General features: G+C 71.7%; 12 protein-coding genes and 1 riboswitch. All 12 genes read right to left on the reverse strand.

The window, feature by feature from the left end:
• Positions 1 to 21: 21 nt before the first annotated feature.
• Positions 22 to 741: an adenosylcobinamide-GDP ribazoletransferase gene (gene cobS, locus ABWL39_RS07300; RefSeq protein WP_367788571.1), complete on the reverse strand. Its 720-nt coding sequence runs from the start codon at positions 739 to 741 to the stop codon at positions 22 to 24.
• Positions 738 to 2,195: a cobyric acid synthase gene (locus ABWL39_RS07305; RefSeq protein WP_367788572.1), complete on the reverse strand. Its 1,458-nt coding sequence runs from the start codon at positions 2,193 to 2,195 to the stop codon at positions 738 to 740. The genes cobS and ABWL39_RS07305 overlap by 4 nt, the downstream gene beginning before the upstream one ends.
• Complete coding sequence (locus ABWL39_RS07310) at positions 2,196 to 2,711, reverse strand: histidine phosphatase family protein (RefSeq protein WP_367788573.1); 516 nt, start codon at positions 2,709 to 2,711, stop codon at positions 2,196 to 2,198.
• Between the two features lie 7 nt (positions 2,712 to 2,718).
• Positions 2,719 to 3,486 (reverse strand): ABC transporter ATP-binding protein, encoded by a 768-nt coding sequence (locus ABWL39_RS07315; protein ID WP_367788574.1) that lies wholly within the window; start codon positions 3,484 to 3,486, stop codon positions 2,719 to 2,721.
• Positions 3,483 to 4,475, reverse strand: a complete 993-nt coding sequence (locus ABWL39_RS07320) for a FecCD family ABC transporter permease (protein WP_367788575.1) — start codon at positions 4,473 to 4,475, stop codon at positions 3,483 to 3,485. The genes ABWL39_RS07315 and ABWL39_RS07320 overlap by 4 nt, the downstream gene beginning before the upstream one ends.
• Positions 4,472 to 5,386, reverse strand: a complete 915-nt coding sequence (locus tag ABWL39_RS07325; protein ID WP_367788576.1) for a cobalamin-binding protein — start codon at positions 5,384 to 5,386, stop codon at positions 4,472 to 4,474. Before ABWL39_RS07325 ends, ABWL39_RS07320 begins: the two co-directional genes overlap by 4 nt.
• Before the next feature lie 95 nt (positions 5,387 to 5,481).
• Positions 5,482 to 6,090, reverse strand: a complete 609-nt coding sequence (cobO, locus tag ABWL39_RS07330) for a cob(I)yrinic acid a,c-diamide adenosyltransferase (protein ID WP_367788577.1) — start codon at positions 6,088 to 6,090, stop codon at positions 5,482 to 5,484.
• A gap of 25 nt (positions 6,091 to 6,115) precedes the next feature.
• Positions 6,116 to 7,135, reverse strand: a complete 1,020-nt coding sequence (gene cobD / locus ABWL39_RS07335) for a threonine-phosphate decarboxylase CobD (protein WP_367788578.1) — start codon at positions 7,133 to 7,135, stop codon at positions 6,116 to 6,118.
• The gene (locus ABWL39_RS07340) at positions 7,123 to 8,046 is read right to left on the reverse strand and encodes a CobD/CbiB family cobalamin biosynthesis protein (RefSeq protein ID WP_367788579.1); all 924 of its coding nucleotides are present in this window, start codon (positions 8,044 to 8,046) and stop codon (positions 7,123 to 7,125) included. The genes cobD and ABWL39_RS07340 overlap by 13 nt, the downstream gene beginning before the upstream one ends.
• Positions 8,039 to 9,094 (reverse strand): nicotinate-nucleotide--dimethylbenzimidazole phosphoribosyltransferase, encoded by a 1,056-nt coding sequence (gene cobT, locus ABWL39_RS07345; protein ID WP_367788580.1) that lies wholly within the window; start codon positions 9,092 to 9,094, stop codon positions 8,039 to 8,041. The genes ABWL39_RS07340 and cobT overlap by 8 nt, the downstream gene beginning before the upstream one ends.
• Positions 9,091 to 9,621, reverse strand: a complete 531-nt coding sequence (gene cobU / locus ABWL39_RS07350; RefSeq protein WP_367788581.1) for a bifunctional adenosylcobinamide kinase/adenosylcobinamide-phosphate guanylyltransferase — start codon at positions 9,619 to 9,621, stop codon at positions 9,091 to 9,093. The genes cobT and cobU overlap by 4 nt, the downstream gene beginning before the upstream one ends.
• The gene (locus ABWL39_RS07355; RefSeq protein WP_367788582.1) at positions 9,618 to 11,495 is read right to left on the reverse strand and encodes a TonB-dependent receptor; all 1,878 of its coding nucleotides are present in this window, start codon (positions 11,493 to 11,495) and stop codon (positions 9,618 to 9,620) included. The genes cobU and ABWL39_RS07355 overlap by 4 nt, the downstream gene beginning before the upstream one ends.
• A 142-nt stretch (positions 11,496 to 11,637) precedes the next feature.
• Positions 11,638 to 11,823: riboswitch (cobalamin riboswitch) on the reverse strand.
• Positions 11,824 to 11,903: the final 80 nt, after the last annotated feature.

The following is an 11,903-nucleotide window of genomic DNA, read 5'->3' on the forward strand; positions in this document are numbered from 1 at the left end:
TAGCCCAAGCCGGGGCGTCGCTCAAGCCATCTGCAGCGCGACCGCGAGCAGCAGGGCGGCGAGTTCGACGACTTCGACGCCGGCGCCGAGGCAGTCGCCGCTCATGCCGCCGAGCGTGCGCAGCAGCCAGCGGCGGTAGAGCCAGATGGCGACTGGCGTGGCCAGCAGCGCCGGTGCGGCCCAGGCCGAGGCGGCGAGCAGGGCCAGCAGCCAGGCCCAGCGTGCGCGGCGCGGCAGCGCCCAGGCGAATTGCTCGCCCATGCCAGGCGACAGCGCCGGCAGCGTCTGCCAGAACAGCACGCCGAGCCGCGCCCAGGCCGGAATCAGCAGCAGTGCGGCCCAGTGCTGGCCGCGCGCGAGCAGCATCAGCAGGACCAGCTTGCCGGCCAGGTGCAGGATCAGCGTGAGCACGCCGAAGCTACCGAGGTGCGGGTCTTTCATCACCGCGAGCAGCCGTTCGCGGTCGCGGTGGGCGGCGCCGAGCGCGTCGGCGACGTCGGCCAGGCCATCGAGGTGAAGGCCGCCGGTCAGCAGCGCCCAGGCGAGCACGCCAGCCCAGGCGGCGAGCCACGGATCGAGCCTGGCCGCCGGCCAGACGGCCGCCAGCAGGAGCGCGCCGAGCAGCAGGCCGACGAGCGGGAACCAGCGTGCCGATTCGGCCAGCCGCTCGGGGCGGAAGTCGCTGACCTGTGGCGTGGGCAGGCGGGTGAGGAACTGGATGGCGAGGATCAGGCGCGTCATGGCAGCATCAACCCGGCTGCGCGGGCGCGGTCGGCATCGAGCGCGGCGTCGAGCGCGTCGGTCAGGCGGTCGATGGCCTGCTCCAGCTGCGTTTCGGCCGATGCCGTGGCGTGGCTGCCGCAGCCGGCCCAGGCTAGCAGCAGGTCGAGCGCGGCCGGCTCGTCGAACAGGCCGTGCAGATAGCAGCCGAAGATCTGGCCGTCGGGGCTCAGCGCGCCGTCGCGACGCTGGCCGCCGTCGAGCCGTAGCGGCGACTGGCCGGCCGCGACTTGCGTGGCGCCGTGGTGGATCTCGTAGCCGCGCACCGGCGCGCACCGGCCGTCGAGGTTCAGCGTGCCGCTCACATTGGCGAGCTGCTTCACCGGTGCGAGTGTCGTGTCGAGCGGCAGCCAGCCCAGGCCATGGCTTACGCCGGCCGCGCCTTCGAGCCCGCTCGGGTCGGCGATGCTGCGCCCGAGCATCTGGTAGCCGCCGCAGATGCCGATCAGCTTGCCGCCGTAGCGCAGGTGCCGCGCGATGGCTTCATCCCAGCCGCGCTCGCGTAGCCAGGCCAGGTCGCCGCGCGTGTTCTTGCTGCCGGGCAGGATGATCAGGTCGGCGGGCGGGATGGCCCGGCCCGGCCCGACGAACTGGAAATCGACGCCGGGCAGGCGCCGCAGCGGGTCGAAATCGGTGTGGTTCGAGATATGCGGCAGCACCGGCACGACGATGCGGTAGCCGGCATCGCTGGCGGTGGTGCGCGGTACGGCATCCTCGGCGGCGAGGTCGAGCCCGTGCAGATAGGGCAGCACTGCAAGCACGGGCTTGCCGGTCTGCGCTTCGAGCCAGTCGAGCCCCGGCTGCAGCAGCGAGAGATCGCCTCGGAAGCGGTTGATAATGAAGCCGCGGATACGCGCCTGCTCGCTCTCGGTGAGGCAGGCCAGGGTACCGACGATGTGCGCGAACACGCCGCCGCGGTCGATGTCGGCGACGAGCCACACCGGGCAGTCGGCCGCTTCGGCGAAGCCCATGTTGGCGATGTCGTTGGCGCGCAGGTTGACCTCGGCCGGGCTGCCGGCGCCCTCGACGATCACCGCGTCGTGGGCGGCCGCGAGCCGCCGCCACGAGTCGAACACGGCGGCCTTCACCTGGCGTTTGTAGGCGTGGTAATCCACCGCGTCGAGGTTGCCGATCGGGTGGCCGTGGATGATGACCTGGGCGCGGCAATCGGTGGTCGGCTTGAGCAGCACCGGGTTGTGGTCGGTATGCGGGGCCACGCGACAGGCCGCCGCCTGCACCGCCTGGGCACGGCCGATCTCGCCGCCGTCGGCCGTCACCGCGCTGTTGAGCGCCATGTTCTGCGGCTTGAACGGCGCAACGCGCAGGCCACGGCGCACCAGCAGCCGGCACAGCGCCGTCACCAGCGTGCTCTTGCCGGCATCCGAGGTGCAGCCCTGAATCATCAAGGTAGTCAATCAAAGCTCCAGTATGTAAGGCCGCGCGTGGGCGATCGGCGCCGACCAGCGCTCGGCCGCGCCGAGCTGGCCCGCCTCGGCCAGCGCCATGCGGATCGGGCCGGCGTGGGTGACGACGATGGCAGCCTCCGGCGCCGCCAGCCGCCAGCCGGCGATGGCCTCGTGCCAGCGGCTGCGCAGCATCGCGGCGTTTTCGCCGCCGCCGGGGCGGTAGTGCCAGATGTCGGCGGCCCAGGCGTCGATCTCGCTGCGCGCGATGTCGTCCCAGCGCCGGCCTTCCCAGGTGCCGAAATCGAGCTCCTGCAGGCTGGGCCAGACGATGGGCGGTGCCGCCAGCCGCCCGGCCAGCGCGAGGCAGCGTTGCGCCGGGCTGCTGTAGACCGGCAGGCCGCGCCAGCCGTCGAGCGCGGCGACGCTGGCGTCGATCGCAGCGCTGTCGCAGGGCAGGTCCAGCCTGCCGTAGCAGAGGCCGCTGCCGCTGGCAACGGGGGGATGGCGCATCAGGATCAGTCGCATATCGTCCTCACGTACCGGGCACGAACCAGGTGCCGCCATCGTCGGCCAGCGCACGCACCGGGTGATGGTAGAGCGCGGACAGGGTTGCCGTCGTCAGCGTCTCGCCGAGCGGGCCCGCCAGCCAGCGGCCATCGCCGTACAGCAGCAGCGCGTGGCTGGCGAAGCTGCGCGCATGGTTCGGATCATGGCTGACGACGACCAGGCTGCGCCCGCTGGCGCGTTCCTCGCGCAGCACGGCCAGCGCCTGCTGCTGGTGGCGCAGATCGAGCTGCGACAGGGGCTCGTCGAGCAGCAGCAGGCTGGCCTGCTGGGCCAACGCGGTGGCGAGCCCCACGCGGCGGCGCTCGCCGCCTGACAGCGTGGCGAGGTCGCGCGCTTCGAGCGCCGCGAGGTCGAGCCGTGCGAGCTGCTGCCGCGCCAGATCGAGGTCGGCGCTGCTTTCCCAGTCCCAGCGGCCGAGGTAGGGGTGGCGGCCGGTCAGCACCTTTTCCAGCACCGAGATCGGGAACGGGCAGTCGTCCTGCTGCGACAGCCAGGCCTGCCGCCGCGCCCGCTCGCGCGCCGGCCACTCGGCCTGCGGCTTGCCGTGCAGCGCGACGTGGCCCTGTGCGGGTGCATGCCAGCCCGCCAGCGTGGCGAGCAGCGTGCTCTTGCCGCTGCCGTTTTCGCCGAGCACGAGCCAGGCCTCGCCCGGCCCGACCGACAGCGTCAGGCCCCGGCACAGCGGTTGGCCGCCCTGGGCGATGGTGAGGTCATGCAGCCCGAGCACGCTCATGCCGGGCTCCGGCGCTGGGCGAGTAGCCACAGGAAGATCGGTACGCCGACCAGCGCGGTGATCACGCCCACCGGCAGCTGCTGTGGCGCGAGCACGGTGCGCGCGGCGACATCGGCCGCAAGCAGCACGGTGCCGCCGCCGAGCGCGCAGGCGGGCAGCAGCAGGCGCTGATCCTGGCCGATCACCAGGCGCAGCGCGTGCGGCACGATCAGGCCGACGAAGCCGATCATGCCGGCGGTGGTGACGGCGACGGCGGTGGCGACCGCCGCGACGAAGTACAGCAGCCATTGCAGCCGTTGCGTCTGTGCGCCGAGCGCATGCGCGGGCTGGCGGCCGAGGCCGAGCAGGTTGAGTTCGCGCGCGAACGGCCAGACCAGCGCGAGCAGCAGCAGGAGCGCCGGCAGCGCCAATTGCCAGCCCGCGCTGGCGAGGTCGCCCAGCAGCCAGAACACCATGCCGCGCAGCAGGCCGTCCGGCGCGATGCTGAGCAGCAGCGAGCTGAGCGAGCCGCAGAACGAGGCGAGCGCCACGCCGGTCAGCAACAGCCGCGCCTGGCTTGACGAGTGGTCGCGCCCGGCCAACAGGAAGACGATGAGGATGCTGGCCAGCGCGCCGCCGGCCGCCGCCAGGTTGACGCCGGCCAGCCCGGCACCCGCCAGCACGGCCGACAGCGCGCCGACGCTGGCGCCGCCAGAGGTGCCGAGCACATAGGGGTCGGCCAGCGGGTTGCGCAGCAAGGTCTGCTGCAGCGCGCCAGCGAGCGCCAGCAGGCCGCCGACGGCCAGCGCGGCGAGCGTGCGCGGCAGCCGCAGTTCGAGCACCACGTCGCGCGCGAGCTGCGCCTCGGGGCCTGCCGACCAGAGCTGCCAGGGACGGTAGCTGGTGCTGCCCAGACACAGGCTGGCGGCAACGGCGGCGAGCGCGCACAGCGCCAGCAGCAGCAGCGTGCCGGCCAGCCGGGGGCGCGATAGCGGGCGGACGTGGCTCATCTGGCCTGGCGTGCCCGGTCGACGGCCTGGCACAGGTGCTCGACACCCAGCGGCAGGCGCGGCCCCATGCGCACCAGCAGGTCGGGCGGCAGCACTGCGAGCTGGCCCGTGCGCACCGCTGCGAGCCGCGGCCAGCGCCGCCAGCGGTCGAGCGATTTCGCGCTGTTGGTGCCGTCGCCGCCGGTGGCGATCAGCTCGGGATTGGCGACCAGCACCGCCTCGTCGTCCACCGTCGGCGTCAGCGTCGGCAACTCGGCGAAGACATTGACGGCGCCGCACACGCGCATCGCGTCGGAGATGATCTGCTGCTTGTTGACCGTCATCAGCGGGCGGTCCCAGATCTGGTAAAACACGCGCACCGGCGGCCTGGCCGCGTACTGGCTTTCGAGCCGCGCAATGTGCTCGCCGAAGCGGCGGGCCGCGGCGGCCGCATCGGCCTCGTGGCCGGCAAGCGTGCCGAGCCGTACCAGTGCTTTGGGCACGTCATCCAGCGTGCGCGAATTGTCGCGGAACAGCGGGATGCCGAGCGCCTCGACCTGCGCGAGCTGACGCGCCGGGTTGCCGGTCTCCCAGGCGACGATCAGGTCGGGCTTGAGCGCGCGGATGCGTTCGAGGTCGAAGCCGTTGTAGCCGCCGACACGCGGCAGCTTGAGCGCCTCGGCCGGGTAATCGCTGTAGCTGACGGCGCCCACCAGCAGTGGGCCGGCGCCGATCGCGAACAGGTCCTCGGTCAGGTGCGGCGCGAGGCTGACGACGCGGCGCGCGGGCTGGGCCAGCGTGATGGTGTGGCCGAGGTCGTCCTTGACCGATACCTGGGCCACCGCCGGTTGTGGCGCCGACAGGGACGCCAGCAGCGCAAGCGCCGCCGGCAAGGCCCGATGCAGCGTTGTGAGCAGCTGACGGGCAGGCAATGGGGCGCGCAGCGGCCGGGGCCTACTGGATGGACTGGCGAGGGCGCGTGCCGTCACCGCCATCCGGCCGCAAAGCCGCTCGTGCGGGCCCGTCCTCACCACTCGACGCCTTTCTGGGCGCGGATGCCGGCATGGAAGGCGTGCTTGGCCGGCTCCATCTCGGTCACCGTGTCGGCGATGTCGCGCAGGGCCTGTGGCGCTGCACGGCCGGTGATCACCACGTGCTGCATCTCGGGGCGCGACAGCAGGTCGCGTACCACCGTGTCGGTGTCGAGATAGCCGTAGGAGATGCAATAGGTCAGCTCATCGAGCACCACGAGGTCGACGCTCGCGTCGTGCAGCATCTTCCGCGCCATCTCCCACGCGGCCTGGGCCGAGCGCGTGTCCTGCTCGCGGTTCTGCGTATCCCAGGTGAAGCCGTCGCCCATCACGTGCCACTCGATATTGGGCTGGCGCGAAAAGAAGGCTTCCTCGCCGGTATCGGTGCGGCCCTTGATGAACTGCACAAAGCCCACCTTCATGCCGTGGCCCAGTGCGCGCGCCACCATGCCAAAAGCCGAAGAGGACTTGCCCTTGCCGTTGCCGGTGAGCACCAGCAGGATGCCGGTATCGATATTGGCCTCGGCGATCTTGCCGTCGATATGGGCTTTCTTGCGTGCCATGCGCGCGGCGTGGCGGGCGTTGCGGTCGTCTTCGCTGCTCATTATGTGTTTTCCTGTGGTCAGATTGTTATTTTGGCAGCGCCATGGCGATGGCGCCTAGCGCGGCATCGAGCCGGCGCGTGAATTCGTCGCGGCGGGATGCCGGCAGCGGGCCGAAGCGCAGCGCCGATGGCCTGTCGAAACGCCGGCACCACACCTGCTGCTGCGCCAGCGCCCGCTGCCAGACCGCCGCCCGCGGGGTCGGCACCCAGTGCAGCAGCGGTAGCGCCGCGGCCACGGTGAGCCCGGCGTGCGGCAAGGTGGCCGCCAGCCAGCGGCTGTCGTCCGCCAGGCGTTCGCGCTGCGCGGCCTGCCAGGCGGTGTCGGCGAGCGCGAGCCGGCCGGCCCATTGCGCCGGACCGCTGACGGCCCAGGGCCCGAGCGCCTGCTGCAGGCTATCGCGCATTGCCGCCTCGGCCGCGACAAAGCCGAGCCGCACGCCAGCGAGGCCGAAAAACTTGCCGAGCGAGCGCAGCACGATCAGCCCCGGGCGCTCGACGTGGGGCAGCAGGCTGTGCGCGGGCTCGCAGTCCGCGAACGCCTCGTCGACCACCAGCCAGCCGCCGCGCGCCGCCAGCCTTGCGTGCCAGCCCAGCAAGCGGTCGGCGGGCCAGCGCTGGCCGGTCGGGTTGTTCGGGTTGACCAGCACGAGCACCTGCAGCCTGTCGATCGCGGCGTCGATGTCTTCGGCTGCCAGCTCGACCACCGCATGGCCGTGGCGCCGCCATTGCCAGGCGTGCTCGGCATAGCTCGCCGCCAGCACGCCCACCCGGCCCGGGCGGCGCAAGGTCGGCAGCCGCTCGATCGCCGCCTGGCTGCCCGGCACCGCCAGCAGCTGCGGGCTGCCGTAATACTGCGCCGCCGCGTCGAGCAGGGCGGGGTCCGGCTCGGGCAGGCGCTGCCAGACGCTGGCCGGCACAGCGGGCAATGGGAAGCCGATGGGCGCGATGCCGGTCGAGCAGTCGATCCAGTCGTCGGGCGTGCCGCCAAATTCGGCGATGGCGCGCTGCAGGTCGCCGCCGTGGTGCGGTGGGGTCAACTCAGGCATCGGTAGCCCCCGATCGCGCACAACGCGGTGAGCCACGCGAGGCCGGTGTGCCGCACCAGGCGCAGCGCGCGGCCGATGTCGGCCACTGTCGGCGCCGCACCGCAGCCTAGCGTGGGGCGGGCCTCCAGCTGGCCGTGGTAGCGCGCCGCGCCACCGAGTTGGCATTGCAGCGCGCCGGCACCGGCGGCCATCACCGGCCCGGCGTTGGGGCTGTCCCATTGCGGTGCTTGTTGCTGCCAGCAGCGCAGGGCCGTGGCGGTGTGGCCGAGCATGGCGTAGCTCGCGGCGGTCAGGCGCGCGGGCAGCCAGTTCAGCACGTCATCGGCGCGCGCGGCCACGCGGCCGAAATGCAGGAAGCGTTGCGTGCGGTAGCCCCACATCGCATCGAGCGTGTTGGCGAGCCGGTGTGCGAGCGCCGCCGCGCCGCCACCCACGGCGAACCAGAACAGGCTGGCGAAGATCGCATCGGCGCCGTTCTCCAGCGTTGATTCGATCGCGGCCCGGCTCACGCCGCCGGCGTCGAGCCCGCTGCAGTCGCGGCTGACGATGCGGCTCAGGCGTTCACGCGCCGTCGCCAGGTCGCCGGCAGCCAGCGGCCTGGCGATCGCGGCGACATGTTGCTGCAGGCTGCGCGCGCCAAGGGCGAACCACAGCACGAGCGCATCGGCGAGCCAGCCCAGCGCGAGGCGCAGTGCGCAGAACACTGCCAGCGCGCCGGCCAGCAGCAGCGACCAGGCCAGCAGGCCGCGCCAGATGCCGCCGGGGCCGCAGTTCAGCCTGCGTTCGAGGCTGTCCGCCAGCCGGCCGAAGCCGACCAGCGGGTGCCAGCGGTGCGGCTCACCGATGGCCGCTTCCAGCAGCAGCGCCACGAGCAGCGCCCAGAGCCAGTCTGGCGCCGGCAGCTCAAGCATCGCGGTTGCTGACGCCGGCTTCGGCAAAGGTGGCCATCTCGCCATGCAGCGCGCAGGCGAGCTTGAGAATGGGGAAGGCCGCCGCCGCGCCGCTGCCTTCGCCGAGGCGCAGGCCGAGCTGCAGCAGCGGTCGCGCATCGAGTGCCGCGAGCACGCGGGCGTGGGCCGGCTCGGCCGACTGGTGGCCGAACAGCAGCCAGTCGCGCGTGCCCGGATTGAGGCGGCAGGCGGCGAGCGCGGCCACGCTGCTGATGAAGCCGTCGACCAGCGCCGGCAGGCCGGCTTGCGCCGCCGCCACATAAGCGCCGGCCAGCGCCGCGATCTCGCAGCCGCCGAGCGCCGCCAGCGTGCGCTGGGTGTCGTCCAGCACGTCGCCATGCAGGGCGAGCGCCTTGGCGATCAGCGCCGCCTTGCGCGACACGCCGCTGGCGTCGAGCCCGGTGCCGGGGCCGGCCAGCTCGGCCGGCGGGGCCGCCAGCCAGGCGCAGGCCAGCGCGCTGGCGCTGGTGGTGTTGGCGATGCCCATCTCGCCGGCGATGAAGCAGTCGGCCCCGGCCTCGACCGCGCGGCTCACGGCGGCGCGGCCGGCATCGAGCGCGGCGGCCAGCGTGGCCTCATCCATCGCAGCGGTGCTGAGGAAATTGGCGGTGCCGTGCACCCGCTTGGCCTGCACGACAGCGGGCCACTGGCTGGTATCGGCCGCCACGCCGCAGTCCACCACCTCGAAGCGCGCATTGATCTGCTTGGCCAGCACGCAGATGGCCGCGCCGCCCGTGGCGAAATTCGCCACCATCTGCGCGGTGACTTCTTGCGGGTAGGCCGATACGCCGGCCGCGGCCACGCCGTGATCGGCCGCGAAGATGCTGATCCACGGTGCCTCCAGCCGCGGGCAGGCGCGGCCCTGCATCGCCGCGAGGCGAACCGCGAGCGATTCGAGCTCGCCCAGGGCGCCCGCCGGCTTGGTCAGCACCTGCTGGCGTGCCAGCGCGGCACTGCGCGCGGCCTGATCGAGGGAGCGGGGGGCGCGTTGCCACCAGTGGTCTGTCATGCTTGATCCTTGTCGTGTGTGGATTTGACGGTCAGCGGGATGCCCGCGACGACCAGCGTCACGCGTTGCGCGAGCGCGGCGATGTCCTGGTGCAGGCGCCCGGCTTCGTCACGGAAGCGCCGTGCCAGCGCATTGTCGGGCACGATGCCGAAGCCGACTTCATTGCTGACCAGCAGCAAGGGCGCGTGGTGCCGTGCGATGGCCGCGAGCAGGGCTGCGCGCTCGGCCTGCCAGGCGGCGGTATCGTCGCGGCAGAGCCAGTTTGACAGCCACAGCGTCAGGCAGTCGACGACGACGAACTGATCCGGGCGCGCCGCCAGCGCCGTGGCCAGCGCCAGCGGCGCCTCCGCGCTGGCCCAGTGCGCGGGCCGCTCGGCCCGGTGATGCGCGATGCGTTCGCGCATCTCGTCATCGTGGGCCTCTGCGGTGGCGATCCAGGTCACCGGCCCGCCATGGGCCAGCGCCTGTGTGAGCGCATGGCGGCTCTTGCCGCTGCGCGCCCCGCCCAGGATCAGCTCGATGCTCATCGCATCTGCCAGCGCACGCCGATCAGGCCGTTGCGGCCGAGCGTGCCATAGTCCTTGACCTGCTGGTAATCGCGGTCGAAGGCGTTGTCGAGGCGGGCGACGAGCTGCCAGTTGCGGTCGATCTGCCAGCTGGCCGAGAGGTTGAGCAGCGCGTAGCCGCCCAGCCGCTGGCGGTTGGCCGGATCGTCGTAGCGCTGGCCCTGTGCCTGCACCTCGCTCTTGAGCTGCCAGGCGCCCTGCCGGTAGGCGACATGCACGCCGCCGCTGCGGCTGGCGCGACGGTTGAGGCGCTTGCCGTCATTCTTGCCGCCCGAAGTGTCGTGCGCATCGAGCCAGTCGTACTGGCCGCCGATGTCGAGCCCGCCGTTCTGCCAGCCGGCCTGCAGCGTGGCGCCCTGCAGCCGTGCGCGGCCGATATTGTCCGGTGCGTAGGTGGCCGGGTTGTACTGGATCAGCTCGCGTACATCGTTGCGATAGACGGTGAGCCCGCCATTCAGGCTGGCCGAGGCATAGCGCACGAACACTTCGCCGCCGCGCGATTTCTCGGGCTTCAGCGTCGGGTCGCCGTAGCCGGGGTAGTAGAGGTCGTTGAACGACGGCGCGCGGAAGCCGGTGGCGTAGCTGGTGCCGATCCGCCAGGCCGGGTCGAGCTGCCAGCTGGCGCCGAGCAGCCCGGTGGTGTGGTCGCCGAACTGCGAATTGTCGTCGCGACGCAGATTGCCCTGCACCGTCCACGCATCGAGGTGGGCGAGGTAGCCGGCGAGCCAGCTGTTGATGCGGCGGTGATCGACTTCGTAGGCGGTGGTGGTGGCGATGCGCTGTTCCAGCGTCTCGACGCCGAGCGTCGCGGTGCCCGGGCCGATCGCCAGCTCGTTCTGCCAGCCCAGCTGGCGCTGGCGTGTGGTGAAGTTGCTCTTGCTGTCGCTCAGATCGGTGCCCGATACCGGGTCGTAGCTGTCGCTGTCGTCGATGCTGTAGCCGGCCTGCACGCGCGAGGTCCAGATCTCGCTCAGGCGGTTGCGGCTCCACACCGTGGCCGAGCCCTGGCGGCCCTGCTCGCGGTAGTCATAGGCCTGCGCCACGCTGTCGTAGCTCACCGGGTCGGTGTAATAGCTGTCGAAATGGTTGCGCGCGCGCGCCGCCAGCACGCTGCCGCCGATCTCGTTGGCGGCATCAATGCGGTGGCTCAGCGACAGGCTCAGGCTGGTGTTGCGGTAGCCATCGCGATCGCTGTTGTAGCTCGCGTTGGCCGGGTTGCTGATCGAGCTCACGCCATCGGTCTGCGTGTGGGCGATGCCGAGGGCGTAGCGGGTGTTGCAGCTGCTGCCGCTCAGGCTGGCGCTGGCCTCGCGCGTGCCGAGGTTGCCCGCGCCGAGCTCGACGCTGGCGCGCGTTTCCTTGCCGCCCTGGCGCGTGAACACCTGTACCACGCCGCCGATCGCATCGGCACCATACAGGCTGGCGGCGGGGCCGCGCAGGATCTCGATGCGCTCGATCTGGTCGAGCGGCAGGTTCTGGATCGAGGCCTGGCCGACGGTGGCCGAGCTGTAGCGGATGCCGTCGATCAGCACCACGGTCTGCTGCGGGTTGGCCCCGCGCAGAAAGGCCGAGGCATTCTTGCCCGGCCCGCCGTTGGTGGCGATCTGCACGCCCGGCTGATTGGCGAGGATGTCGCTCAGGGTCTGGCCCGTGCGTGCGTCGAGATCCTTGCGTGTGAGCACGCTGACATCGCCGACCACCTCGCGCCTGGGCTGGGCGACGCGTGCTGCGGTGACGACGACCGTTTCGGCGTCGCCATCGCCGGCCTGCGCGTGGGCGCTCAGTGCCGGTAACAGGGCGATGAGGGAAACCAGGGGTTTACTGCGAAACTGCATGACAATCTCCGTGAGCCACGCCCGCTGCGTGGCGAGTTGTATAGGTTCACGGCAGGGAGAGTCAGGCAGGAGAAGGGCACGGCGGCGGCGCGCAGTGGGATCACCCGCTGCGTGCACCCTGCCGCGCGTCAATGTCCACCTTTCTAAAGTGGCGTTCCGAGGCCGGTATCCGGGCTCGCAAGACTTGATCTGGCCGCCTTCCCGCGAGATCGTCGCAGTGGCGTATCGGCCCATCCTCACTTGCTTACCGTTGCAGGGGCAGCACAGGTATCGCACCTGTTTCCCGTTTGACCGGCAATATGCCGGCACCTCGAAGGGGCCGTATTGTAGGCGCCATGCCTAGATTTGCAAAGCCGGATACACCTTGCGCCGCCTGGCACTGGCAGCGTCAGCCCGCCTTGTCGGCTC

Origin of the sequence: Chitinivorax sp. PXF-14 (assembly GCF_040812015.1) — a bacterium.
Lineage (GTDB): Bacteria > Pseudomonadota > Gammaproteobacteria > Burkholderiales > SCOH01 > JBFNXJ01.

Excerpts from the sequence above, each read along its gene's own strand:
- cobD (WP_367788578.1), bottom strand. The coding sequence starts at position 7,135 with ATGCCTGAGTTGACCCCACCGCACCACGGCGGCGACCTGCAGCGCGCC.
- ABWL39_RS07310 (WP_367788573.1), bottom strand. The coding sequence starts at position 2,711 with ATGCGACTGATCCTGATGCGCCATCCCCCCGTTGCCAGCGGCAGCGGC.
- ABWL39_RS07320 (WP_367788575.1), bottom strand. The coding sequence starts at position 4,475 with ATGAGCCACGTCCGCCCGCTATCGCGCCCCCGGCTGGCCGGCACGCTG.
- ABWL39_RS07355 (WP_367788582.1), bottom strand. The coding sequence starts at position 11,495 with ATGCAGTTTCGCAGTAAACCCCTGGTTTCCCTCATCGCCCTGTTACCG.
- cobU (WP_367788581.1), bottom strand. The coding sequence starts at position 9,621 with ATGAGCATCGAGCTGATCCTGGGCGGGGCGCGCAGCGGCAAGAGCCGC.
- ABWL39_RS07315 (WP_367788574.1), bottom strand. The coding sequence starts at position 3,486 with ATGAGCGTGCTCGGGCTGCATGACCTCACCATCGCCCAGGGCGGCCAA.
- ABWL39_RS07340 (WP_367788579.1), bottom strand. The coding sequence starts at position 8,046 with ATGCTTGAGCTGCCGGCGCCAGACTGGCTCTGGGCGCTGCTCGTGGCG.
- cobS (WP_367788571.1), bottom strand. The coding sequence starts at position 741 with ATGACGCGCCTGATCCTCGCCATCCAGTTCCTCACCCGCCTGCCCACG.
- cobO (WP_367788577.1), bottom strand. The coding sequence starts at position 6,090 with ATGAGCAGCGAAGACGACCGCAACGCCCGCCACGCCGCGCGCATGGCA.
- cobT (WP_367788580.1), bottom strand. The coding sequence starts at position 9,094 with ATGACAGACCACTGGTGGCAACGCGCCCCCCGCTCCCTCGATCAGGCC.